Genomic DNA, 24,600 nt, shown 5'->3' with positions numbered 1-24,600 from the left:
CAGCACCACTGTCTGCACGATCAACCGCACCTCGCGAACTGGGCCAGCCCACAACCCACCCATCACCATCACATCACCGCCGGCAGCACCGGATCCGGCCGACGTAGCCGCCGCACGAGCACCGGAACCGCCTCGCGCGCCAACACCAGCACCATCAGCACCGCCGACTGCGCGATCGACTGCAGCTCGCGACCGCGGCCAACCCACAACTCACCCATCACCGCCGACAGCACCGGATCCGACCCACGCAACCGCCGCACAAACATCGGCACCAGCTCGCGCGCCACCAGCACCACTGACTGCGCGATCAGCTGCAGCTCGCGAACAGGGCCAGCCCACAACCCACCCGCCACCATCACACCACCGCCGACAGCACTCGGTCCGGCCCACGCAACCGCCGCACGAGCACCGGCACCAGCTCGCGCGCCAGCACCACCGCCACCAGCACCACCGACTGTGCGATCAGCTGCGTCGAGTCGGGCCAGCCGACCGCGCGCAGCAGCTGGCCGAGCTGTGTCAGGAACAGCGCCGCGGCACCGGAGGCGACCACGCTGGCGAGCCCGCCCGTGAGCGCCGTGCCGCCGAGCACCACCGCCGCGACCGTCGGCAGCAGGTAGGAATCGCCGAGGAACAGCGGCGGGGTTTTCGTGTACCCGGCCAGCAGCACGCCCGCGAGCCCGTAGCAGACGCCGGCGAACCCGTAGGCCAGCAGCTGGTGCGAGGGCACGCGGATGCCGGTGGCGGCGGCCGCGCGCTCGCTCACCCCGACGGCGGTGAGCCGGTGCCCGAACGCCGACCGCTGGGCGACCACACCGGAGACGCCCACGACCACGATCGCGATGAGCGCCGTGTTCGGCACGCCCGCCGTGCGGTCGAGCGCGAACTGGTTCAGCCCCTCCGGCGCGCCGGCGGGCGTGCCGTTGGCCACCGCGAACACCGTGCCGAGCAGCACGGCGTTCATCCCGAGCGTGACCACGAGCGGCATCACGCGGAAGACGGTCACCAGCAGGCCGTTGAGCAGGCCCGCCACCGCCGGCGCCAGGACCCCGGCCGCGACGGCGGCGGAGACCGGCCAGCCGTGGTTCTGCGGCAGCCCGGTACCGAGCGCGGCGGCCAGCGCGATCATCCCCGGCACCGACAGGTCCAGGCCGCGCTGCTGTACCACGAGCGTCTGCCCCGCCGCGGCGATCGCGAGCACCGCCGCGAACGGGAGCATGCTCAGGATCGGCGCCGCACCCAGGCTGCCCGGGGCCACCAGCGGGCTGATCGCGAACAGCACCACGCACGCGGCCCAGATGGCGGCGGACCGGCCGCTGAGCAGGCGCGTCCACACGCGGTCCACGGCCGCGGTGTCCACAGTGGAGCGTTTTTGCGTCATGCCCGTTTCCTTCCGCCACGCAGCCGGGCGTACAGCAGGGCCGCGCCCAGCGTGATCAGGCCCGGCAGCCAGTACGACCAGGCCTGCGACAGCCCGAGGAACGGCGAAGCCGTGACCAGCTGCTGCACGAGCAGCGCCGCCGCCAGCACGCCCAGGAACGACCCGCGCCCGCCGAACACGCTGGCCCCGGCGAGCACGACGATCGTGATCGACGAGAGTGTGTAAGTGAGGCTGGGCCGCCCGTCGCCGATACCGATCTGCGCCATCACGATCACCGCGGCCGGGAAGCACAGGAGCGCCGAGGCCACGTAGGACAGCAGCTGTGTGCGTCCGAAGCGGACGCCGAGCTGCTCGGCCGCCGTGCGGTTCGAGCCGGCCGCCCGTAGCTCCACGCCCCAGCGCGTGCGCCGCAGCGCCCACTCCAGGACCACGATCAGCACCACCGCGCCGATCGTGACCACGGGCAGCACCCCGACGCGCAGCGAGATCTGGGCCGTCACGCCGTCGGGGAACACCCCGCCCGGGGTGCTGCGCAGCGTCAGGTACACGCCTTGCAGCGCCATGTACGTCGCCAAAGTCGCCACTACCGCGTTGACCCGGAACCTGGTGACGAGCAGGCCGTTGACCACGCCCACGAGCAGCGCGGCGCCGAACATCAGCGCGTACCCGATGCCCGCCGGTCCCCCTGCGACGACCCAGAACGACGCGATCACCACCAGGAGCCCGACGAGCGGGCCGACGGACAGGTCGATCCCGGCGCCGAGCACGACCACGTGCTGCGCGGTCCCCACCAGGATCAGCGGGGCCGCGGCGAACAGCAGGTTGTAGAGGTTGAACTCCGATAAGTAGCTGGTGCTCCCGGCTCCGACCACGAGACCGAGCAGGAGGAACACGAGCGTGAGCACGGCCGCGGGCGTGTGGTCGCCGCGCAGCCACCGATTCGCCGTGAGCCACCGCCCGGCCCGCGCCGCGACGCGCGCGCGGACAGTCGTCGCGGTCAGGGCCGCCTGCGTGATCGCGGCTTCGGAGACCTCGTCGCCCGCCAGCTCCGCGACGATCGAGCCGCGGGACATGATGAGCACGCGGTCGCACAGCCCTTCGAGCTCGACGCCGTCCGAGGAGAGCAGTAACACCCCCGCGCCTTTGTCGGCCGCTTCGCGCAGGATCCGGTAGATGTCCACGCGGGCGCCGGCGTCGACACCCTGCGTGGGCTCCTCGGCCAGCAGCAAGCGTGGTTTCGCGAGCATCGCGCGCGCCAGCACGACTTTCTGCTGGTTGCCGCCCGACAGCGCGGAGATCGGCGTGGCGACGCCCGGGGTCTTCACCCCGAGCCGCGCCACCTCTCCGCGCGCGACGGCGTCGACGCGCCGGCCGGACACCAGGCCGGCCGTGGTGACCTCGTCCAGCGTCGCCAGCACGGTGTTCTCCCCGACGGCGAGCGGCCCGAAGACCCCCTCGCCGTGCCGGTCGGCGGGCACGTACACCGCCCCGGCGCGCACGGCCGCCGCGTTGCTGCCGAGCCGCACCTGCCGGCCGGCGACCGTGACCGTGCCCTTGGCGGGCTCCAGCCCGGCCAACGCGCGCAGCACCGAGCTCTGGCCGTTGCCCTGCACGCCGGCGAGGCCGACGATCTCGCCGGGCCGCACGGTGAACGCCACGTCGGCGAAGTGCGCGCCGGACAGTTCCTCGACCCGCAGCAACTCGGTTTCGCCGGTGCCGCCGCCCTTGGGCGGGAACACCGTCTCCAGCGCCCGGCCGATCACGCGCTCGACGATCAGCTGTTCGTCCACTTCGGACGCCGCGAACGTGCCGCGCACGGCTCCGTCGCGCAGCACCGTGATCCGGTCCGCGATGAGTTTCACCTCGGGGATCCGGTGGGAGATGTAGACGACGGCCGCGCCCGCCCGCGCGCATTCGCGGACGCGGTCGAAGAGCGTCTGCACCTCGTCGAGACTGAGGTGCTCGGTCGGCTCGTCGAGGATCAGCACCTTCGGCCCGAGCGCGAGCGCCTTGGCGATCTCGACCACGAACCGCTGCTCCACGCTCAACTCCGCCACGCGGCTGCGGGCGCGGATGCCCATGCCCCACGGGTCGAGCTGCTCCTGCGCCCACGTCGGGGCGCGCCGCAGACCGCCGACGCGCCCGTAGCCGACGGCCACGGCCATGTTCTCCGCGACAGTCAGGTCCGGCAGCAGCGCCGGCTCCTGCCGGACGATGCCGAGACCGAGCTCGCGGGCGAGCTGGGGCGAGGCCGACGTGAGCCGCTCACCGCCGATGACCACGGTCCCCGCGTCGGGGGCCAGGACCCCCGACGCGACGGCCATCAGCGTGGACTTGCCCGCGCCGTTCTCACCGACCAGGGCGTGGACCTCGCCGGCCCGGATCTCCAGGTCCACGTCGGACAGCGCCCGGACGGGGCCGAACGACTTCGAGATCGAGGTCAGGCTCAGTACCGCCGGTGCGGCCGCGCCGACGGATTCGGCGGGCTCGCCGGCGCGTTCACCGACGACGGGGACTTCGAATTGCGTCACGGTCGCCCCTCTTCTCCTCGGGCCGGGGCGCTCACTTGAACAGCGCCTGCAGGTCGGGCACCGACAGCCCGGACGAGAGGATCGCGTCCGGCGGCAGCGACTTCTCGCACTTGGGCTGCTTGGCCGGGTCGGTCGAGTCCTCGATGATCTTCAGGTCGTAAGTGGACGGTTCGTCGTCGGCGATGCCGTTGGCCGCGGCGAGTCCCTTGTGGAGGGCGACGTTGACGATCCAGTTGCGCGAGGACTCCGTGGCGATCTGGTAGCCCGGCTGGGAGTTCTTGTACTGGTACCACAGGCAGCCGAACTCGTTGGAGTCGTTGGCCGACCACACCGGCAGCGGCTTGTTCGCCGCGATGAACGCGCGCACCCCGCCGACCGAGCCGCCGCCGTAGTCCGACACGATCCCGTCGATGGTGCCGTACTTGGTGATCAGCCCGGCCACGACCTGCTGGGTCTTGCCCGGCTCCCAGTCGGTGGCGACGGGGCCGTCGGTGTTGAGCAGCTTCACGTCCGGGTGCTTCTTCACCGCGTCGAGCACGCCCTGGTACACGCCCTGGGAATAGGAGTTGCCGGCGATGCCGCCGAGCATCACCAGGTTCCCCTTGCCGTGCATCGCGTTCACCGTCCACTCGGCGAGGGCGGAGCCGTAGGTCTTGATGTCCTCGGACACGAAGTCCACGTAGTCCTTGCCGGGCACCCCGCCGGGCGAACCGACGAAGGGCACGACCTTGACCCCGGCCGCAGTCGCCTTCTTGATCGTGGGCAGCAGCGCCTCGCCGCCGTCGACGAAGGTGACGATCACGTCCACCTTCTGCGCGACGAGGGAATTGAGGTCGGAAATGGCCTTCTGCGTGTCACCCTGCGCGTCGGTGTAAAGCACCTTCGTGATGTTCGGGCACTTCGCGGCCTCTTCCTCGAACAGCTTGCGCGTGATCTTGCGCCAGGAATTGCCGCCGAACCCGTCGGCGAACGCGACGGTGAGCGGTTTCGTGCCGCAGAACTTGCTCACGTCCTGGATCTGCTCCTGCGTGCCGACGACCCCGACTTTCTGCTGCAGGGCCGCGTTGTTCGCACCGGCCTCGCTCCCGCCCTGGCCGGTGGGAGCGCCCGTGGCGCAGCCGCCCAGGAACAGCGCGGCCGAAACGGCCACAATCGCGGTTCTCTTCTTGATCGCCATGTTCGCCTTCCCGATATTCCGCCCCCGAGTTGGCAAAAGTGTCGGCTACCGCAGGGGGTGCGGACCCGGTCAGTGTGAGACGCGGCTGTGTCAATTTGACACACGCCGCGGAATTTCCCGACCGTTTTCCGCGCGAGGCGGTAAAGGATCTCCGGCGCACGCGAAAAAGCCGGAGCCGCCCCGGTTGTCGGGGCGGCTCCGGCTTTTCGCCTTGTTCAGTCGCGCGGTCTCATCGCGGCCCGCAGCCGCATCAACCGCTCGTCGCGCCAGCTCACGCGGGCGTCCCACTCGTCCAGCGGCACGAGGGCTCTGCGCTGCTCGCTCGCGAGCGCGACGAGGTCGTCGGTCCACGGATCGTCCTGTCCGCGTTCGGCGCCCATCCGCGCGTAGGCGGGACCCATCCGCGCGGCGTGCGCGACGATGCCGCCCCGGGTGTTGAGGTCGACGGTCTCGAACGGGCCGATCACGCTCCACCGCGGACCGAGCCCGCTACGCACCACCTCGTCGATGTCCTCGACGTCGGCCACGCCGTCGCGCAGCAGGCAGTACGCCTCGCGCAGCAGCGCGCCTTGCAGGCGGTTGAAGACGAAGCCCTCGACCTCCTTGCGCACCAGCACGGGTCTCATTCCCGCCCCCTCGTACACCGCCCGCGCGCGGGCCAGGATGTCCGCACGCGTGTCCGGCGCCGGGATCAGCTCGACGACCGGCAGCAGATACGGCGGGTTGCCCGGGTGCGCGCCGAGCACCCGGCCGCCGAGCCCCGTGCCGAACGAACTCGGGACCAGCGCCGAGCTGGAACTGGCGAGCACCGTGTCCGGACCCGCGCGCGCGGCCAGGTCGGCGAACAGCGCGCGCTTCACCACCACGTCCTCGGCCGCGCATTCCTGCACCAGCGCGACGCCGTCGACGGCCTCGCCCAGCTGCTCGTGGTAGGAGATCTCCGCGAGTTTCCCGGGCAGCAGGCCGTGTTTCCCGAGCAGCGCCAGCCGATCGGCCACGGCCGCGCGGGCCCGGTCGTACGCCGCCGCGTCCGCGTCCCACGCCCGCACCGGGACCCCGGCCAGGGCGAACAGCACGAGGAACCCGACGCCGATCGCGCCCGTGCCGATGACCGCGACCGGGTCGACGGGGTCTTCGGTCACAGCTCCCACCACGTGCGGTCGTCGGCGTACCCCCGCTTGAGGATCTCGACGATCGCGGACTCGCTCAAGTCCCGCGGGTTGTTCGCCGTGAGGCGGGTCGCCAGCATCGCCTGCTCGGCCACGTAACGGAACTGGTCCGGTTCGAGGCCCAGGTCCTTGAGGTTCAGCGGCACGCCCAGCGCGCCGAGGATCTCCTCCGTGCGCTCGATGGCCGCGCGCGCCCGCTCGGTCTGAGACAGGGCCGGGTCGGTGATGCCGAACGCCACGCCGATCTCGGCGAACTCCGCCTCCCGCACCGGCAGGTTGAACCGCATCACGTACGGCAGCAGCGCACCGACACCGAAGCCGTGCGCGGTGTGCGTGAGCGCGCCGATCGGCGACTGGATGGCGTGCGCGCCCGCCGTGCCCGCGGTGTTGATGGCCATGCCCGCGCTCAGCGCGCCGAGCATCGTGTCGGTCCGCGCGGCCAGGTCCGCCGGGTCCTTCGCGACGCGCTCCAGCGAGCTGTTGAGCAGCGTGAACCCGCGCAGCGCGTACATGTCGGTGAGCACGTTCTTGCCGGCGTAGAGGTGGCGGTGCAGGTGCTCGGCATCGGGGTGCTTCTCGCGGCCGGTGAACGACTCGACCAGGTGCGAGAGCGCGTCGGCACCGGTGGCGGCGGTCAGCCCCGGCGGGCAGCTCAGCGTGAGTTCCGGATCGACGACCGCCGCGTACGGTTCGAGATACGGGCTCGCGACCCCGACCTTCATGCCCTTGTCCGCGTCGTAGACCACCGCGATGCACGTGACCTCCGCGCCGGTACCGCCGGTCGTCGGCACCGTGACCAGCGGCAGGCCCGGGCCCTCGACGAGGTTCTCGCCGTAGAGGTCCGCGACGTTCCCGCCGCGCTTGAGCATGATCGACGCGACCTTCGCGAAGTCCAGGCAGCTGCCGCCGCCCAGGCCGATCACCGCGTCGATCTCGCCGCCGTCCACCTCTGCGAGCAGCGCCTCCACGTTCTCGCGCGGCAGGTCCGGCTCGACGCGTGAGAACACACGCACGTCGAGGCCCTGGCCGGTCAGCGAGTCGCGGATCCCGGCGAACTCGGGGCTGCCGGCCATCCGCTCGTCGGTGCACACCAGCACCGTGCGGCCCAGCGGCTTCACCAGATACGGCAACTGCGCGCGGCGGCCGGGTCCGAACAGGACGGTCTTGGGCTGGCGCAGCAGGCCCAGGGTTTCGGAGCTCACGCGCCCATCTCCTCTTCGTTCACGGTCACGGCCAGGTACTTCGGCTCGAGGAACTCGTAGATGCCGTCGTGGCCGCCCTCGCGCCCGAGGCCCGACTCCTTGACGCCGCCGAACGCGGCGGCCGGGTCGGCCATGATGCCGCGGTTGATGCCGACCATGCCGAAGTCGAGCCGTTCGGCGATCGCGAAGGCGCGCGACAGGTCCTTCGTGAACAGGTACGAGGCGAGCCCGTAGTTCGTGTCGTTGGCGAAGTCCAGTGCCTCCTTCGCCGAGTCCACCGTGAACAGCGCGGCGACCGGGGCGAACAGCTCCTGGTTGCACAGCACGGGATCCGCCTCGCGCAGCCGCAGCACGGTCGGCTCGAAGAAGTTGCCCGCCGACTCGATGCGGTTTCCGCCGGCGAGCAGCTCGGCGCCGGCCGCGGTGAAGGTGTCCACCAGCGACTGCACACGCTCCAGCTGCAGCGGCGTGATGATCGGACCGACGTCCACGCCGTCCTCGAACCCGTCACCGACGCGCAGCGCCCGCGTGGCCGCGACGAACTTCTCCGTGAACTCGTCGGCGATCGCTCGGTGCAGGATGATCCGGTTGGCCGCGACGCACGCCTGCCCCGCGTTGCGGAATTTGCACGCGATCGCCTCGCGCACGGCCAGGTCCACGTCGGCGTCGTCGAGGACCACGAACGGCCCGTCGCCGCCGAGCTCCATCGAGGAGTTCACGATGTGCTGGGCGGCCTTCGCCAGCAGCAGGCTGCCGACGCCGGTCGACCCGGTGAAACTGATCTTGCGCAGCCGCGGGTCGGCGAGCACGACGTCGGACACCGCGGCGGAGTCGCTGGTGTGCACGAGGTTCACCACACCGGGCGGGAACCCGGCGTCGTGCAGAGTCCGGATGAACAGCGCCGCGGTCAGCGGCGTCTCCTTGGCCGACTTGACCATGACCGTGCAACCGGCCGCGAGCGCCGCGCCGCCCTTGCGCGCCACCATCAGCAGCGGGAAGTTCCACGGCGTGACGAGGAAGCTCGGACCCACCGGCTGGTGGGTGGTGACCACGCGGTACCCGCCGGGCGAGCCGGGCGCGTACGTGCCGTGCAGGTGCGCGATCTGCTCGGCGTACCAGAGGAAGAACCCGGCCGACAGGGCGAACTCCCCCGCCGCCTCGGCGCGGGGCTTGCCGCTCTCCAGCACCATCACGTCGGCGAACGCGTCCGCCCGCTCGACGAGCAGCGCGTGGGCGCGGTGGAACAGCGTGGCGCGCTCGCGCGGCGACCAGTGCCACCACGCGTCCTGCGCCGCCACGGCGTGGCCGAGCGCGGCCAGCGCGTGGTCCGGGCCTCCGTCGGCGACCTCGGCTAGCGGTTTCCCGGTGCTCGGGTTGAGCACCTCGAAGGTCTTGCCCGGGTGCGTCCACTCGCCGTTGAGGTAGAGCCCGAGCGGTACTTCGTGCCCGGCGAAGAGCCCGGCCGGGGATTCGGCCAGTGCGGTCATGGTTGTCGTCCTTTCTCGGCGCGCTCAGCGCGCGGTGTAGCCGCCGTCGACGGGGAGGTTCACGCCGGTGACCCAGGCGGCCTCGTCGGAGGCGAGGTAGAGCACGGCGTAGGCGACGTCGATCGGGCGCCCGAGCCGGCGCAGGGACTGGTTCGCGGTCATCATGCGTTCGTAGGCGGGCAGGCCGCCCTCGTACGCCTCGGCGATCCCCTCGACCAGCGGGGTGAGCACGGTGCTCGGGTGTACGGAGTTCACGCGGATGTCGTACTTGCCGTACATCGCCGCGTCCTGGCGCGTCTGCATCGTCACCGCGCCCTTGGCCACGTGGTAGGGCGTGAACTCGTCGTTGCCGACCAGGCCGTAGATCGAGGAGTAGTTGACGATGCTGCCGCCGCCGTTCGCGATCAGGTGCGGCACGGCGTGCTTGGTCGAGAAGAACACGCCCTTCACGTCCACCGCGAACAGCGCGTCCCACTCGGCCTCGGTGACCTCGTGCGTGGGCTTGTCCACCCCGATCACGCCGGCGCAGTTGACCAGGATGTCGAGCTTGCCGAACTCCGCCACGATCTCGGTGTACGCGCGCTCGATCGACTTCTCGTCGCGCACGTCCACCGCGTGGAACCGCGCGGCGGCGCCGATTTCGCGCGCCGCCGCCGCGCCCTGATTCGCGTCCACGTCGGTGAGCGCGACCCGAGCGCCCTCCGCGGCGAACAGCTCCGCGGTCGCCCGGCCCATCCCGGACGACGCGCCGGTCACGATCGCCGTCTTGCCCGCCAAGCGGGGCATGGCCGTCTCCTGTCTCACGCGTCGGCGGTCTGGGGCACGAACCCGGGGTAGCCGGCGTCGGCGATCTCGGCGCAGCGGCGGAAGTAGGCGTCCGCGCCTCCCATGTAGACGTTGAACTCCAGCGGTTTGCCCGGGATGTTCGCGCCGATGAACCACGCGTTGGCCTTGGCGCCGCTGGCCATGATCGTCGCCGAGCCGGCGCGGTTGACCTCCTCGGCCCACTCGCGCTCGGCCTCCGCCGTGGACTCCAGCCGCTCGATTCCGTGCTCACGGGCGTACTCGACGGCGTCGGCGATCCAGCCCACGCCGGCCTGGATGGCCACCGGCAGGTTCGCGTACGGCGTCTGCGGCCCCAGGATCATGAAGAAGTTGGGGAAGCCGTGGGCCGAGAGGCCGAGGTTGGTCTTGATGCCGTCGGCCCAGTGATCACGCAGCACCTCGCCGTCGCGCCCGACGATGTCGATGCGGGTGAGCGTGCCGGTCATGGCGTCGAAGCCGGTCGCGAAGATCAGCACGTCGAGCTCGTACAGCTCGCCGCCGACCACGATGCCGTCCGGCGTGATCTCGTCGATACCGCGGGTCTTCACGTCGATCAGGTGCACGTTCTTGCGGTTGTAGGCCTCGTAGTAGCCGTGGCCGCCCGGCGGGCGCTTGCCGTTGAACGGGTAGTCCTTGGGACACAGCAGTTCCGCGGTCACCGGGTCCGTCACGGTCTCGCGGATCTTGCGCCGGATGAAGTCCGACGCGTGGTCGTTGGACTCCTGGTCCACGGCCAGGTCGTTGAACGTCTCCAGCATGAAGTGGAAGCCGCCCTCGGCCCAGCCCTGCTCGAACACGCGCTCGCGTTCCTCGGCGTTCGCGTCCTTCGCACCGAGCTCCGGCTTGACGAACGGCACGGCGAAGCCGTGGTCGAACGCCTTCTCGAAGCTCTCGTCGTAGTTCTCGCGGACCTCGTTCATCCACTGCTCGTCGACCGCCCGGTTGGAGCTCGCGACGACGTAGTTCGGCGTGCGCTGGAAGACGAACAGCTCGCCGGCGGTCTCGGCGACCACCGGGACCAGCTGCACGCCCGACGCGCCGAGGCCGAGCACGCCGACGCGCTTGCCCCGCAGGTCGACCTCACGATCACGCGGCCAGCGCGAGGTGTGGTAGCTCTCGCCCGCGAACGTGCTCGCGCCCGGGATGTCGGGCAGGTTCGGCGCGGACAGCACACCCATGCCGCTGACCAGGTACTTCGCGGTGAGGACCTGGCCGTCGGCGGTCGTCACCGACCACAGGTTCGCGTCCTCGTCGTAGGCGGCCGTCTCGACCTTCGTCCCGAAGCGGATGTCCTTGTACAGGTCGAGCCGGCGCGCGACGAACTCCAGGTACGCCTTCACCTCCGGCTGCGACGGGTAGCGCTCCTGCCACGTCCACTCCTCGCGGACCTCTTTCGAGAAGGAGAACGAGTAGTAGTAGAACTCGCTGTCGGTGCGGGCGCCCGGGTAGGTGTTCCAGTACCACGTGCCGCCGACGCCCTCCGCGGAGTCGAGCACGACCGAGCGCAGGCCGAGCTGGTTGAAGTGGTGCAGCATCGCCAGCCCCGAGAAGCCGGCGCCGATCACGATGGCGTCGAAGCTGGTGTCCTGAGTGGACGGCATGGTGATCCCTTCGGTGATGGTGGGAAAAGTCTCAGCGGCCCGCGCGGTAGAAGTCGGCGATGGTCCGGATCTCCTGGTCCGCGCGCGGATGGCGGCCCGCCAGGAACGGGTAGACGTGCTGCATCCCCTCGCCGACGACGAAGGTGACGTCGACGCCGTGCTTGGTGGCGAGCGCGTGGAACCGCACGCTGTCCTCGTAGAGCGACTCGGTGTCCGCGGCGCTGATGTAGAGCCGAGGGAAACCGGTGAGGTCGGCGTAGAGCGGGTTCACGAGCGGGTCGCGCGGGTCGGCGCCGCCGCTGAGGTAGCGGTCGATGTTGGCCTGCAGACCTTCGCGCGCGATGAGGAAATCGGTGTCGTTGTTGGTCTCGATCGTGGTGCCGCTGTTCTCCATGTCGAGCCACGGCGACAGCGTGATGACCTGGGCGGGCAGCTCGCGGCCTTCGTCGCGCAGCTTCAGCACGGTGGCGACGGCGAGGTTCGCGCCGGCGCTGTCGCCGACCGGCGTGATGTCGCGGACGCGGTGACCGCGCGCGAGCAGCGCGTCGAACGCCTTGACGCCGTCTTCCAGCGCCGCGGGGTACGGGTGCTCGGGCGCGAGGCGGAAGTCGGCGACGAAAGCCGTGGTGCCACAGGCTTTCGCGAGGTGGCCGGCGAGCTTGCGGTGGCTCGCGGAGGACCCGAGGGCGAAGCCGCCGCCGTGGAAGAACAGCAGCACCTGGTCGGCGTCGGCGCCCTCGGGCGTGACGAAGATGCCGGGCACGCCACCGAGTTCGGTGTGGGCGTAGGACACGCCTTCGGGTTCGGCGGTCGCGCGCTGCCAGTCGTCGAAGACGATCCGCAGCAGCTCCACCGACATGTCCGGGTGGCGGTTCATCTCGACCGCCCACCCGGCGTAGATCTGGCCGAGCAGGTCCGTCGGCTCGGGCAACGTCATGGGCTCTCCTGGAGGGGAATCCCGCTTCGACAGCGAGGTCACAGGGGTGTCCGGTGCCCGTCCGGGCGCCGGTCCACCCAGCATCACCACGCGAGAGCCGCCCGCCACGCGCTGTCGCAAAATGACACATCCGCGTCTCACACTGAGCGACCACGACGTCCCCGCGACGGGCGAAGCTGAGCCGGACAGCCTCCCCTCTTCCGTGCTTCGAGCGAGGAACCATGAACCGTCTGCAGGGCAAGGTCGCCCTCGTCACCGGCGCCGGCCGCGGCATCGGCCGCACCATCGCCGACACCTTCGCCCGCGAAGGCGCCACCGTGATCGCCACCGGCCGCTCCGAGGCGAACGGGTTCGCCGACGGCGTCGAGTACCACCGCCTCGACGTCGCCAGCGACACCGACTGGGCCCGCGTCGTCGGCGAGGTCGCCGACCGCCACGGCCGCGTCGACGTACTGGCCAACAACGCCGGGGTGATCGCGTACGAGTCCCTGCACGAGCTCTCGCTCGAGTCGTGGCAGCAGGTCGTGGCGATCAACCAGACCGGCGTGTGGCTCGGCATGCGCGAGGTCGTCCCGCTGATGCAGCGCAACGGCGGTGGCTCGATCATCAACGTCTCGTCGATCTGGGGCACCGTCGCCGTCGCGGGCGCCCACGCCTACCACGCGACCAAGGGCGCGGTGCGGAACATGTCGAAGAGCGCGGCGATCACCTACGCGCGCGAGAACATCCGCGTGAACTCCCTGCACCCCGGCTTCATCCGCACGCCGCTCACCGAGGCGCAGGACCCGGAGATCAACGAGTTCGTGATCGGCCAGACCCCGATGGGCCGCGCCGGTGACCCCCAGGAGGTCGCCAACGGCGCGTTGTTCCTGGCCAGCGACGAGTCGAGCTTCGTGACCGGTTCCGAGCTGGTCGTGGACGGCGGTTATCTGGCTCAGTGAGGCGGCGGCGCGGCCTGGAGACTTCCCGCCGGCAGCCGGTCGGCACCCCAGCTGCGCTCGAGGTACCCCACGATCCGCTCGACGTCCTCGGCCGGCACCTTCTCCGGCTCACCGTGTTCGAGCGGGTCCACGTGGAAGAGGTAGAGCCGCGAGGCGAACTGGTCGAACGGCAGTGACGCCTCGCCGAAGCGTTCGCCGTTGCCGGCGGTGGAGACGACCACGCCGTCGCCCCAGTCCTGACCGCTGTCGTTGTTGGGGTTGAAGAAGTACACGCGCATCACGTCGTGCGGGTCGGGCGCGACGCGCAGGATCGTGATCGCGTGCCAGCCGACGTAGCGGGCCGCGCTGTCGGTGACGGCGACGCCGGCCGGCTGCGGGTGGATCAGCGGCTGGTCGCCGTTGTAGGCCGGGTGGTAGCTGGCGTGGAAGGCGCGCAGGAACTCGTCGAGGTCGATGAGGTTCCCGGTGGCGACGTCGACGTTGATGCGGAAGCCGCGGAACGCCCACCAGCCGTGGAACTCGGGGTTGACCCAGCGGTGCGGATCGCCGGGCCGGTCGACGCAGCGCCGGCCCATCTCGGCGTAGATGCGGTCGAGGTGGGGCACCACAAGCAGCGACACCGGGTCCAGATCCACGGGCAGTTTGCGCGCGATGCCGCCCTCGCTCTCGCGCGAGGAAATCGGCTGGCCCTCGAAGTGCATGGTGACCTCGTCGTCGCGGGCGGCCCACACGACCATCTGCAGGAGGTAGTCCGGGTCGTTGCCCGCCCACATCGACAGCGCGCGGGCCGACTGGCAGGTCGGGTTGTCGCCCTGGCCGACGCCGAGCGGCAGACCGAGCATCGACAGCACGCCGGCGGTCAGGCGCGCCTTCGCGTCGGGCGCGGGGCCGAACACGGCCGTGAGCCGTTCACGCGCTGCCGGGCCGAGGGTGAGCGCCAGCTGGCGCCACAACGCGGGTACCACCGGGGGCTCGTGCAGGATGCCGCGGTCGAGCAGCAGCGCGAGGCCGTAGACGCACTGCGCGGTCTCCGGGTGCACGGCCTCCTCGATGAGCTGGTGCACGAGATCGCGGTAGCGCAGCAGGCAGTTGCGGCCGGTGTCGGACAGCCCGAGCGCCTCCGCGACGAGGTAGTCGCCCTCGTGGCGCACGAACCGCAGCAGCTCGGCGTGGTACGGCGAAACCAGCCCGGTGTCGTGCATCGCCCGGGCGAAGCCGGACGCCTCGTACTGCAGGCCACCAGCGTCCATCGCCTCGAGCCGCGAGCGGAAGATCTCGAAGCCCGGGTCCTCCCTGCACGCCTCGGTGGTGCCGAACAGGCTCGTGATGAGCCGGTCGAGCCCCTGCCCGGAGTTCGGGCCCAGGTCGACCTCGGGGTCGCCGCGGTACACGGAGATCCGAGTGATCAGCGACTGCACCTGCTCGACCTGGATCGGGCGCTGGCGCAGGATCCGCCAGATCTCCCCGACCAGCTTGTCGAGCACGCTGGCGTAGCCGATCCCGTCGGCCACGTGGCGGAACAGCGCGCGGATGAGCTGCGCGGTGCGGCCCTCGTGCGCCCGCTCGGCCTCGGTGGGCGGGGTGAACAGCAGCTCCAGGTTCATCGCGAGCACCTGGGAGAGGAACCCGCAAGCGTCCTCGGCGGACAGCGTCGGGTGGGTGTACTCCCCCAGCGCGACGGCGAGCATGCGCAGCTCGCTCGCCGCCTCGATCACGACGGTGTCCGCTTCCCCGCTGTGCAGCCCGGGGCCGACCAGCGCCGGCAGGAGGATCTCCGGCGAGGCCCAGTCGGTGCCCTGGTAGAGACCGGCTTCGTCCAGCGCCTGCGCGCGGGCCTGCACGGCGGCGGCCCCGCCGGGCTGCAGCAGCACGCGCCGCAGGGCCTCCAGCACGCGCCGCAGCTTCGTGTGCTTGCCGAAGTCGCGCGTCTCGGCCATGGCCTGGACGGCGTCGTCGAGCGAAGCCACCCGTTTGGCGAGGGCGGTGCTACCCGGCGCGTCGGCGTTCGGATTCACTGGTGTTACCCCGGTCGGCTCTCCCGCCTGATTCTCAGACGTAGAAGTCGAGCTCTTCCTGCTTCTTCAGCGTTTCGCGCATCCGGTAGGCGTCGTCACCGAAGAAGTACAGCAGTCCCCAGTGGGTGCCGAACGCGGTCCGCTTGGTCACCGTCTCCTCCTGCGGCGCCGACAGGTCGTGGGACTCGTAGTAGTCGTCGTCTTCGGTCTCTTCCGGGATCCTCAGTTCGCTGACGACCCGCCGCCGAGGGTAGACCCCGAAGCAGCCGGCGACACCGGCCGCGTCGACGACCTCGCGCGGGAAGAACGCGTCGATCTCCTCCTCGGTCGTCTTCGGGTCGAACGCGAGCGCCAATGCCTGGTAGGCGTTGAAGCCGTAGGCGCGTTCGAGCAGCTCGAAAACCTTGAAGCCAGGCGGGCGGTAGGCCACCTCGCCGAAGTACATCTCGCCGTCGCTGGTCACGAAGTACTCGGGGTGCACGAACCCGAACTCGATGTCGAAGGTCTTCACGAGCTTCTCGATCTGCGCGGTGATCTGCGGCCGGTAGCGCTCCAGCTCCGGCGTCGCGGGCACGAACACCGAGTACCCGAGCGTGACGTACTCGGAGATGTTGAGGAACTTGATCTTCCCGCCGTGGATCCACGCCTCGACGGCGAACTCCCAGCCGTCGAGGTGGGATTCCATGAGGACGGGGAACTCCTCCTCCGGAATCATGTCGATCTCGTCGGGCGTGCGGATCACGCGGTGGCCCAGGCAGCCGGCCTTGTCGAACGCCTTGAGGTGGATGGGGTCGTTGGGGTCGCCGTCGAGCTTGAGCAGCGTCTGGTTGACGCGCTTGAGGAACCGCACCACGTCGTCACGCGCGTGGGCCTCCTCGAAGATGCCGACACGGATGCCGCCCAGCTGCGCGCGGCGCTTCATCAAAGCCTTGTCCCGCAACAACATCGCCTGGCCGAACAGGCGCGGGTTGTCCATCAGCACGGAGTTGATCGCGCCGGCCCACTCCACCGTCTCCTCGAACAGCGGGATGGCGACGTCGACCCCTTCCTGCTTCAGGGTCTCGGCGATCTCCATCGACCGGTCGTTGAGTCTCTCGAAGTTCCACGGCAGGTAAGGGATGTCGTGTTCCGCGCAGTACTGCTCCGCCCAGTCGGGCGCGACCACGACGTAGCGGCGGTCGAAGCGGTCGAGCGCCTCGACCGCGTTGAGACTCCAGCCGAGCACGGCCAGATATCCTTTGTCGGGATTCTTCGTGACCGGTGCGGGCTGGGCCATGGACCGCTCCTCTGTTCGGCGCGTGCGGGGGGTCGGACGGGGTCTGTACCTCCACGGTCCCAGATGTCCGCACCCCGCGCCGATCGAGCGGGCCGCGTGTCCACTGTGGATACTCTCGATCCGGCCGCCCGCGAGCCTCCGGGTGAGATCCAGGTCACGTCCGGTCCACTCGCCGCGCCACCCGTTCGGGTGCCTGCCATCCTGTGCGCTCAAGAACGCGCGGTTCGCGCCGGAGTTCGACGCCGCACCGCGGCCGGGAGGACAGTCATGGGAATCATCAGCTGGATCGTGCTGGGCTTGATCGCGGGGCTGATCGCGAAGGCACTCATGCCGGGCAAGGACCCCGGCGGCTGCATCATCACGATCCTGCTCGGCATCGGCGGCGCGTTCGTGGGCGGCTGGGTCGGCAAGACGCTGTTCCACGTGCAGCTGGGCACGTTCTTCGACCTGCGCACGTGGGGCCTGGCCATCCTCGGTGCGCTGATCATCCTCGTCGCCTACCGGATGATCTTCCACCGCAGCCGGGACTGACCCAGTGGGCGGGGCGGCTCTTCGCGAGCCGCCCCGCCGGTGGTTCACTTCACGCGTTCCAGCAGCGCGAACAGGTTCTCCCAGTGCCGCTTCTCGCCGGCCTCGTCATACGCCGCCGTGTCGGTCATGGTGTACCCGTGGGTCGCGCCCTCGTAGACCTCCGAGCGGTAGGTGACCCCGACCTCGTCGAGCGCGGCCTCCAGCGTCTTGATCTGCTCGGCCGACATCGAGTGGTCCTGGTCGGCGTGCCCGAAGTACACCTCGCCGGTGATCGAGCCGACGCCCAGGTGCGCGCTGTCGGGCCCGTCCGTGACCACCCCGCCCGCGTGGAACGCCGCGATCGCCTTGACGCGCTCGGGGAACGCCTCGATCACGCGCAGGGCGTTGGTGCCGCCCATGCAGTAGCCCGTGATCACGACCGGTCCGTTCGCGACACCTTCCTGCGCCGCGAAGAAGTCGAGGTACATCTGGGCGTCACGCTGGATCGTGTTGTCCGTACCCAGGGCCTGGATCAGCGGCATGATCTTGCCGAAGATCTCGCCCCGCTTGTCCGGATCGCCCAGCTCCGACACGTCGATCTGCGGCGCCGGGCCCCCGCGGTAGAGCAGGTTCGGGACGAGCACGGCGTAGCCGGCCTCCGCGATGCGCTCCGCCATCTCCTCGATCCGCGGCCGCAGCCCGAACGCGTCGATGAACAGCAGCACCCCGGGGTGCGGCCCGCCATCGGGAACGACCAGGTACGAGTCGGCGACCCCGTCGGCGGCCGGGACGTCCACCTTCTCCTTGCGCATGTCACTCCTGTCGATCAGCTTGCTGGCTCTCGATCGTCAACCTAGTACCCCGTGCAGGACCGCTGTGACGACGGCGTCCGCGTAGGTGTGGTCGAGCGGGCGGCGGCCGGTGAGCAAGCGGTAGTGCAGCGGCGCGAAGACCAAGTCCAGCAGCAGGTCCACGTCGGCGTCCGGACCGACGACCTCGCGGACCGCGGCGCGGACGGGGGCGCGGCGGGGCTCGAACCAGTGCTCGTCGAGGCGGGCGGCGAGGTCGGGGTCTTGCTGCGCGGCGCCGAGCAGGCCGGTGAAGACGCGGCCCAGCACCGTGTCCACGTAGAGGTCGGCGAAGTGGCGGGCGTGGGCGCGCAACAGGCCTTCGGCGGTGGTGGCGCGCGTGGTGACCGGATTGGCGCGGGCGTGGTCGAGGAAGGCTTCGAGCACCACGGCGGCTTTGCTGGGCCACCAGCGGTACACGGTGCGCTTGCCGACGCCGGCGCGCGCGGCGATGGCGTCGACGCTCACCGCGGCCCAGCCGCCGGCGGCGGTGAGGTCCCAGGCGGCGTCGAGGATCGCGCGGTGGGTCTGGGGGTTGCGGCGGGTGGCGTCAGGCACCGCGCACCGCCCACGCGGCGGCCAGGCGGCGGTTGACCTCGGTGATCGGGCCGACGAGGTCGTCGTAGGGCTCGTCCCACGGATCCTTCAGGCCCCAGCCACGCTGCGGGTTTTCGACGTAGGCGCACCAGTGCCAGCCCAGGCACCAGTCCAGCGCGGCGAACGCCTCGGCGGTGCGGACGTACCCGGCGGCGCGGTCGGCCTGGTCGCGCATGCTGCCGGTGCGGTGCGGGCTCAGCCGCGTGGGGCACCAGTTGCCGGTGTCGGCGACGAGCACCGGCAGGCCGGTCCTCGTGTGCCAGCGTTCGAGCGTCTCCAGCGCCGTGTCCAGCGCGCCCGGGCCCGGGAACGTCTGCACCGACAGCACGTCGACGTGCTTCGCGGCGGCATCGAGGACTTCGTCCGGTGCGCCCGCTTTCGTGCCGAAGCGGTCACCGAGGATCAGGTGGTTCGGGTCGTGGCGGCGGATCGCCGCGGTGGCCGTGGCGTAGTAGGCCTCGGCCGTCTCGGCGAGCGGGCCGGGCCAGCCGGCGCCCGTCGGGTGGCGCGCCCAGGCCGGCCCGTCGACGAGGAAGTACCCGAGCAGCAACGGATCCTCCGGGCGGCACAGCGTGCGGGCCAGGTGGTCGCAGTACTCGGCGAACGCGGGCGAGCGCGGGTCGCGGTAGGCCGGGTGCCCGTTCCACGACTCGATCTCCGCGACCCGCAACGCCTGCACATACGGCAACCCGGCCTCGGCGACGTCCGCCCCCGGCAGGTCCTCCGCGTGCCCCAGGTCCACGACGGTGCCCGTGACGCCGAGCCCGGTGCCGCTGATGTACTCCGCGGTCGAGCCGACCGCGGTGAACCCCCAGGCGCGCAGATCCACGCCCAGGCCGTCGCGAAGCCACTTCTCGCGCGAGCCGCCGTAGCGCGTGCGCCAGATGTCCTGATTGTGCGGGTATCGGAGGTTCGTGTCATGCGCGTGCGCGACCCCGATCGACGGGAACGGCTCGCCGTCCGGCCCCGTGAACGTCCATCGGCCGTGGCGGATGACTGTGAAGAACGCCATGGGTTGAGGATACGAACCGGTTCGTCTCCCCTGCTGTCCGGGGTCACCCGCCTGCGTGAGCGGAGGGGCGCGCCGGGACCGCCGGTGTCACCATCACCGCCATGAGGTGGGAAGGCGTGGCCTGGGCCGCGGGCGTACTGGTGGGCATCGGGCTCGCGGCGGGGGCCGGGGTGTGGGTGCACTCCGCCGAGCGCACGGCCGGGGACACGTGGCACTCCATCGGCACGGAGGAACCCGACCGGATCGACGTGAACGCCACCGTGCAGAAGGTCGACGCCGTCGCGCGGGAGGTGACGTTGCGGGTGCTCGTGGTGCCGCGCGGGCGGCTCGGCGAGGACGACGGGGTCGCGCCGGCGAGTGACCTCACGTTGCTGAACTCCTCGAGCCTGCGCGGTGACCAGACGTTCCCCGCCCACGAGCGGATCGCGAGCGCCGATCTGCCGATCGCGCTGACGGGCGGCGCGATCACCGACTACCCGTTCGACGGCTACGAGAGCCACATCCAGTTCGCCGCCGTGCAGGACGGCAAGCCGGTGCCGGTGCTGCTCACCGTGGACAAGGTCGACAGCCTGTTCGGCCTCGCGGTGACCGGCTCCGACAGCTCGGGCGGCCTCGACATCCGCCTCACCCGCGCGACGAGCGTGCTCGTGTTCGCGCTGTTCATGATGTTCGCGATGTGGGCGATCGCCGTCGCGGTGGCGCTCGGTGCGCGCCACCTCGTGGCGCGGCGCGGCGGGCTGGTGTGGCCGGCGTTCGGGTTCATGGCCGCGTCGCTGTTCGCGCTGGCCTCCTTCCGCAACGCCGCTCCGGGGTCGCCGCCGATCGGCACGCTGCTGGACTACACGGCGTTCCTGTGGGCCGAGCTGATCGTGGCGCTGAGCGTGTTCGCGTCGGTGGTCGCCGGCGCCGTCGTGGAGCGGGCGAATCGCGCCGGATAGCGAAGAGCTGTCTGTTTCGCGCTCGCCCGTGAGTCGCCCCTGCGACACCCGACGACGAGGGAGCGCACCGTGATCACTCCGAACCTGGCCTGGCAACTCGACCACCAGACGCGCCGCGACCACCGCGACGCCGACGAACGTCTCGGCCGCCTGGCGGCATTTCTCACTCGGCGGCGCCGGCGGACGAGTGTCCGTGCGACGATCCGGGGCGAGCACCGACCCCAGGGAGCGCGCACATGGCCCGGCACCACCTCGACCCGACCCGTGAAACCACGATCGACGTCTTCAACCGGGACACCGAGCCCGTCCTGACCGTCGACCCCGGGGACACGGTCGTGGTGGGTTCGCTGGACTGCCACGGGTTCCTGGAACGCCAGCGCACACCCGGCGAGCAGCGGCCACGGATGATCGACCCGAGCCGGGGCCACTGCCTCACCGGCCCGATCGCCGTGCGTGGCGCGGAGCCGGGCACGGTGCTCGCCGTGCACCTGGACGACCTGCGGCCCGGCGACTGGGGCTGGACCGTCTCGGCGTCGAAGGACAACTGGCTCACGCGCAAGCTCGGCGTCGCCGGCGGCCCGCCCGGACGGCTGCTGTGGGAGCTCGACGCCGGCGAGCGCACCGGCACCAACGACCGCGGCCAGACCGTGGCGCTGGCGCCGTTCCTCGGGGTGATCGGCCTGCCGCCGGCCGAGCCGGGCGACCACTCCACGGTGCCGCCGCGCCCGGAAGGCGGCGGCAACATCGACTGCCGCGGGCTCGTGGCGGGCTCGACGCTGTACCTGCCCGTGACGGTCCCCGGCGCGCGGCTGCTCGCCGGCGACGGGCACGCGGCCCAGGGCGACGGCGAGGTCGGCGGCACGGCCATCGAATGCCCGATGACCACCGAGCTCACGCTGGACCTCACCACCGACCGGCCCGTGCCCGGCATCCATGCCGAGACGCCCGCCGGGCGCATCACGTTCGGCTTCCACACCGATCTCAACGAGGCCACCGCCGAGGCGCTCGGCGCGATGCTCACGTGGCTGCAGAAGCTCTACGACCTCGACCGCCCCACCGCGCTGGCGCTCGCGAGCCCGGTGGTCGACCTGCGCGTCACCCAGGTCGCCAACCAAACCTGGGGTGTGCACGCCGTACTCCCCGCCGACGCGATCCGCTGATCGATCCGGCGAAGTGTGCCTACGCGGCCACTCGGGTCTGCCCGGGGCGCGCACTGGTCTGGTCCATCCGTGACCCAGGTGCGATCACGCCTTAATTCGAGTCGAGAAATAACGGACTTCCGTAGGGTCCGGACCTCTTGACGCCATCCTCTTTGTCCGGTCAGGATCGCCAAGGCCCGCTTTGGGCCCGTCCCCGCCGCCCTCTGCAGAACGGACTGTCGATGGCCAGAAGATCCCCCGGGTGGTCCCGGGCCCGAAGGACCACGTTCGCCGCGCTCGCGAGCCTCACCCTCCTCGGCGGCGTCGCGAACGCGGCGCCCGCCCCCGCCGCACCGGCCACGCCCGCCGCGGCGCAGCCCGAGATCGGGCAGCCCGCGCTGGACAAGAACGGCTGCGCGCGCATCGAGAAGACCCTGCCGACCCTTTCGGACTGGCCGAAGGTCGACAGCAGGATGCAGAAGAACCCGCAAGACGAGGCGCGCATCGCGAAGATCCTCTCCGGCATGACGCTGGAGGAGAAGGTCGGGCAGATGACGCAGCCCGAGATCAACGCGATCACCCCCGACGAGGTCAAGCAGTACGCGATCGGCTCGGTGCTCAACGGCGGCGGCTCGTGGCCCGGCGGCAACAAGCACGCCACACAGCAGGACTGGCTCAACCTCGCCGACGCCTACTGGAGCGCGTCGAAGACCAGCCGCACGAAGATCCCCGTGATCTGGGGCATCGACGCCGTGCACGGCAACAACAACGTCTACGGCGCCACCGTCTTCCCGCAGAACATCGCGCTCGGCGCCGCCCACGACCCGTGCCTGGTCCGCGACGTCGAGAACGCCACCGCGCGCCAGATCCGCGCCACCGGCCAGGACTGGGCCTTCGCCCCCACGCTCGCCGTGGTGCAGGACGACCGCTGGGGCCGCACGTACGAGGGCTTCTCCGAGGACCCGCGCATCACCCGCGCCTACGGCTACGAGGCCATCAACGGCCTGCAGGACGGCGCCACCAAGCGCATCACCTACAACGGCGTGATCGCCACCGCCAAGCACTTCATCGGCGACGGCGGCACGATCAAGGGTCAGGACCAGGGCGTGAACCCCTCGTCCGACGCCGACATGATCAACATCCACGGCCAGGGCTACTACGGCGCGCTCGCCGCGGGCACCCAGACCGTGATGGTGTCGTTCAACAGCTGGACCAACGCCGAGGACGGGATCAACGAGGGCAAGCTGCACGGCAGTGACAAGGCGCTGAACCAGATCCTCAAGGGCAAGATGGGCTTCGACGGTCTCGTCGTGTCGGACTGGAACGGCATCGGCCAGGTCCCCGGCTGCACCAACGCGAGCTGCCCGCAGGCGATCAACGCCGGCGTCGACCTGATCATGGTGCCCGCCGACTGGAAGGCGTTCATCACCAACACGATCGCGCAGGTCAACGACGGCCAGATCCCGATGGCGCGGATCGACGACGCCGTGACCCGCATCCTGCGCGTGAAGCTGCGCGCCGGGATCCTCGACGAGCAGAAGCCGTCGGACCGCTCCTACGCCAACTCCGACGAGGCGCTCACGGACAACTGGCTCGCCCGCGACGCCGTGCGTGAGTCGCAGACGCTGCTGAAGAACAACGGCAACGTGCTGCCGCTCAAGCCGAAGTCGAAGGTGCTGGTGGTCGGCAAGAGCGCCGACAGCATCCAGAACCAGACCGGCGGCTGGACGCTGTCGTGGCAGGGCACCGGCAACACCAACGCCGACTTCCCCAACGCCACCTCGATCCTCGGCGGGCTCAAGGAAGACCTCGGCGACGCCAACGTCACCTTCAGCGAGAAGGGCGACGTCGACCCGACCGGCTACGACGCCGTGATCGCCGTGATCGGCGAGACGCCTTATGCCGAGGGCGTGGGCGACCTGCAGCGCAAGTCGCTGGAGGCCGCGAAGCTCTACCCCGAGGACCTCGCCGTACTGGACAAGGTCAGCGGCAAGGGTGTCCCGGTCGTCACCGCCTACGTCGGCGGCCGTCCGCTGTACCTGAACAAGGAGATCAACCGCTCCGACGCGTTCGTGGCGGCCTGGCTGCCCGGCACCGAGGGCGGCGGCGTAGCGGACATGATGGTCAAGGGCAAGGACGGCACGGGGTACCAGGGCAAGCTGTCCTACTCGTGGCCGAAGAGCGCGTGCCAGACGCCGCTCAACCCGTGGAGCCCGGACTACGACCCGCTGTTCGCGCTGGGCTACGGCCTCAAGACCGGTCAGCGCGCCACCGTGGCGAAGCTCGACGAGACCGAGGGCCCGACGACCTGCGGGTCGACCGGCGGCGGGGGCACCGCGACCGAGGACCTGTCGATCTTCGACCGCACGGACATCGCGCCGTACAAGAGCTACATCGGCTCGGCCTCGAACTGGGGCGGCACCGAGATCGGCCCCGACGGCACCGCGGAGCACCCGGAGATCACCGTGACTCCGGCCGACGTCAACGTGCAGGCCGACGGCCTCAAGACGACGTGGACCGGCACCGGCGCGGCACAGCTGTACCTGCAGAGCCCCGCGACCAGCGACCTGCGCGGGTACCCCAACGCGGACGGGGCGCTCGAGTTCGACGTGATCGTGAACTCGCCACCGGTGAACCGCACCGTGGTGAGCATGCACTGCGTCTACCCGTGCTTCTCGGAGGTCAACGCCACCAAGCTGTTCACGGACCTGCCGGCCGGGAGCAAGTCGACGGTGAAGATCCCGCTCTCGTGCTTCGCGAACGGGCTCGACTTCGAGAACGTCAACACGCCGTTCCTGGTCTACACCGACGGCGCGTTCTCGGCGTCGTTCGCGAACGTGAGGTGGTCGCCAGGCGGAGCGAAAGATCCGGACGCTGTGAAGTGTTCGGATCTGACGTGAGGTGAGTGCCGGGGCGGGGGGGCGGGGGGTTGAGCGGCGCCGCCCCCCCCCGTGGGGTGGGGGAGGGGTGGGTGGGGGGGTTGGGGGGGGCGAGGTATATAACACTAAGGTCGTCGG

Annotated in this window: 20 protein-coding genes; 5 read left to right on the top strand and 15 right to left on the bottom strand. The window is 70.7% G+C overall.

What is annotated here, in order from left to right; translation table 11 throughout:
- Positions 1 to 68: 68 nt before the first annotated feature.
- The 10 genes from AB0383_RS21995 to AB0383_RS21950 form a co-directional block, all read right to left on the bottom strand.
- The gene (locus AB0383_RS21995; RefSeq protein ID WP_366188389.1) at positions 69 to 356 is read right to left on the bottom strand and encodes a hypothetical protein; all 288 of its coding nucleotides are present in this window, start codon (positions 354 to 356) and stop codon (positions 69 to 71) included.
- The gene (locus AB0383_RS21990; protein WP_366188388.1) at positions 356 to 1,378 is read right to left on the bottom strand and encodes an ABC transporter permease; all 1,023 of its coding nucleotides are present in this window, start codon (positions 1,376 to 1,378) and stop codon (positions 356 to 358) included. The genes AB0383_RS21995 and AB0383_RS21990 overlap by 1 nt, the downstream gene beginning before the upstream one ends.
- Positions 1,375 to 3,909 carry an ATP-binding cassette domain-containing protein gene (locus AB0383_RS21985; protein ID WP_366188387.1) on the bottom strand — a complete coding sequence of 845 codons (2,535 nt, stop codon included), beginning with the start codon at positions 3,907 to 3,909 and terminating at the stop codon, positions 1,375 to 1,377. The genes AB0383_RS21990 and AB0383_RS21985 overlap by 4 nt, the downstream gene beginning before the upstream one ends.
- Positions 3,910 to 3,940: 31 nt before the next feature.
- Positions 3,941 to 5,086, bottom strand: a complete 1,146-nt coding sequence (locus AB0383_RS21980; RefSeq protein ID WP_366188386.1) for a substrate-binding domain-containing protein — start codon at positions 5,084 to 5,086, stop codon at positions 3,941 to 3,943.
- A 215-nt stretch (positions 5,087 to 5,301) separates the two neighbouring features.
- Positions 5,302 to 6,228 (bottom strand): 3-hydroxyacyl-CoA dehydrogenase, encoded by a 927-nt coding sequence (locus AB0383_RS21975; protein ID WP_364171024.1) that lies wholly within the window; start codon positions 6,226 to 6,228, stop codon positions 5,302 to 5,304.
- Positions 6,225 to 7,457, bottom strand: a complete 1,233-nt coding sequence (locus tag AB0383_RS21970) for an iron-containing alcohol dehydrogenase (RefSeq protein WP_364171026.1) — start codon at positions 7,455 to 7,457, stop codon at positions 6,225 to 6,227. Before AB0383_RS21970 ends, AB0383_RS21975 begins: the two co-directional genes overlap by 4 nt.
- A complete protein-coding gene (locus tag AB0383_RS21965) occupies positions 7,454 to 8,944 on the bottom strand; it encodes an NAD-dependent succinate-semialdehyde dehydrogenase (RefSeq protein ID WP_364171028.1) in 1,491 nt (496 codons plus the stop codon). Before AB0383_RS21965 ends, AB0383_RS21970 begins: the two co-directional genes overlap by 4 nt.
- A gap of 24 nt (positions 8,945 to 8,968) precedes the next feature.
- Positions 8,969 to 9,730, bottom strand: coding sequence for an SDR family oxidoreductase (locus tag AB0383_RS21960; protein WP_364171030.1), 762 nt, complete (start codon positions 9,728 to 9,730; stop codon positions 8,969 to 8,971).
- Between the two features lie 14 nt (positions 9,731 to 9,744).
- Positions 9,745 to 11,370 (bottom strand): NAD(P)/FAD-dependent oxidoreductase, encoded by a 1,626-nt coding sequence (locus AB0383_RS21955; protein ID WP_364171032.1) that lies wholly within the window; start codon positions 11,368 to 11,370, stop codon positions 9,745 to 9,747.
- A 31-nt stretch (positions 11,371 to 11,401) separates the two neighbouring features.
- Positions 11,402 to 12,307, bottom strand: a complete 906-nt coding sequence (locus tag AB0383_RS21950; RefSeq protein ID WP_364171034.1) for an alpha/beta hydrolase — start codon at positions 12,305 to 12,307, stop codon at positions 11,402 to 11,404.
- Between the two features lie 221 nt (positions 12,308 to 12,528).
- On the opposite strand from AB0383_RS21950, the gene AB0383_RS21945 reads away from it, so the two are divergent.
- Entirely contained in the window at positions 12,529 to 13,248 is a 720-nt protein-coding gene (locus AB0383_RS21945; RefSeq protein ID WP_364171036.1) for a glucose 1-dehydrogenase, read from the top strand.
- On the opposite strand, the gene AB0383_RS21940 is transcribed toward AB0383_RS21945, so the two are convergent.
- Both AB0383_RS21940 and AB0383_RS21935 read right to left on the bottom strand, forming a co-directional pair.
- A complete protein-coding gene (locus AB0383_RS21940) occupies positions 13,242 to 15,263 on the bottom strand; it encodes a hypothetical protein (RefSeq protein WP_364171038.1) in 2,022 nt (673 codons plus the stop codon). The two genes, AB0383_RS21945 and AB0383_RS21940, sit on opposite strands and share 7 nt — an antisense overlap.
- A gap of 34 nt (positions 15,264 to 15,297) precedes the next feature.
- Positions 15,298 to 16,539: a carboxylate--amine ligase gene (locus tag AB0383_RS21935; protein ID WP_364171040.1), complete on the bottom strand. Its 1,242-nt coding sequence runs from the start codon at positions 16,537 to 16,539 to the stop codon at positions 15,298 to 15,300.
- A 267-nt stretch (positions 16,540 to 16,806) separates the two neighbouring features.
- On the opposite strand from AB0383_RS21935, the gene AB0383_RS21930 reads away from it, so the two are divergent.
- Complete coding sequence (locus AB0383_RS21930) at positions 16,807 to 17,070, top strand: GlsB/YeaQ/YmgE family stress response membrane protein (protein WP_364058448.1); 264 nt, start codon at positions 16,807 to 16,809, stop codon at positions 17,068 to 17,070.
- 44 nt (positions 17,071 to 17,114) lie between these two features.
- Here the strand turns inward: AB0383_RS21930 and AB0383_RS21925 are convergent, their stop codons facing one another.
- Genes AB0383_RS21925 through AB0383_RS21915 form a run of 3 tightly spaced genes read right to left on the bottom strand, consistent with a single transcriptional unit; the run spans position 17,115 to position 19,506 of the window.
- On the bottom strand, positions 17,115 to 17,861 hold the full coding sequence (locus AB0383_RS21925; RefSeq protein WP_366188385.1) for a dienelactone hydrolase family protein: 747 nt from the start codon (positions 17,859 to 17,861) through the stop codon (positions 17,115 to 17,117).
- A 36-nt stretch (positions 17,862 to 17,897) separates the two neighbouring features.
- Complete coding sequence (locus tag AB0383_RS21920; RefSeq protein WP_364171043.1) at positions 17,898 to 18,455, bottom strand: TetR/AcrR family transcriptional regulator; 558 nt, start codon at positions 18,453 to 18,455, stop codon at positions 17,898 to 17,900.
- Positions 18,448 to 19,506 (bottom strand): agarase, encoded by a 1,059-nt coding sequence (locus AB0383_RS21915; protein ID WP_364171045.1) that lies wholly within the window; start codon positions 19,504 to 19,506, stop codon positions 18,448 to 18,450. The genes AB0383_RS21920 and AB0383_RS21915 overlap by 8 nt, the downstream gene beginning before the upstream one ends.
- A gap of 101 nt (positions 19,507 to 19,607) precedes the next feature.
- Here AB0383_RS21915 and AB0383_RS21910 point away from each other — a divergent pair, with 101 nt between their 5' ends.
- From AB0383_RS21910 to AB0383_RS21900, 3 genes are all read left to right on the top strand, one after another.
- Positions 19,608 to 20,444 (top strand): DUF4436 family protein, encoded by an 837-nt coding sequence (locus AB0383_RS21910; protein ID WP_364171047.1) that lies wholly within the window; start codon positions 19,608 to 19,610, stop codon positions 20,442 to 20,444.
- Between the two features lie 236 nt (positions 20,445 to 20,680).
- On the top strand, positions 20,681 to 21,604 hold the full coding sequence (locus AB0383_RS21905) for an acetamidase/formamidase family protein (RefSeq protein WP_364171048.1): 924 nt from the start codon (positions 20,681 to 20,683) through the stop codon (positions 21,602 to 21,604).
- A gap of 221 nt (positions 21,605 to 21,825) precedes the next feature.
- On the top strand, positions 21,826 to 24,483 hold the full coding sequence (locus AB0383_RS21900; RefSeq protein WP_366188384.1) for an exo 1,3/1,4-beta-D-glucan glucohydrolase: 2,658 nt from the start codon (positions 21,826 to 21,828) through the stop codon (positions 24,481 to 24,483).
- Positions 24,484 to 24,600 lie beyond the last annotated feature (117 nt).

Origin of the sequence: Amycolatopsis sp. NPDC051373 (assembly GCF_040689465.1) — a bacterium.
Taxonomy (GTDB): domain Bacteria; phylum Actinomycetota; class Actinomycetes; order Mycobacteriales; family Pseudonocardiaceae; genus Amycolatopsis.
The sequence above is the reverse complement of the archived record's forward strand: the minus strand, read 5'-3'. Positions and strand labels throughout refer to the sequence as shown.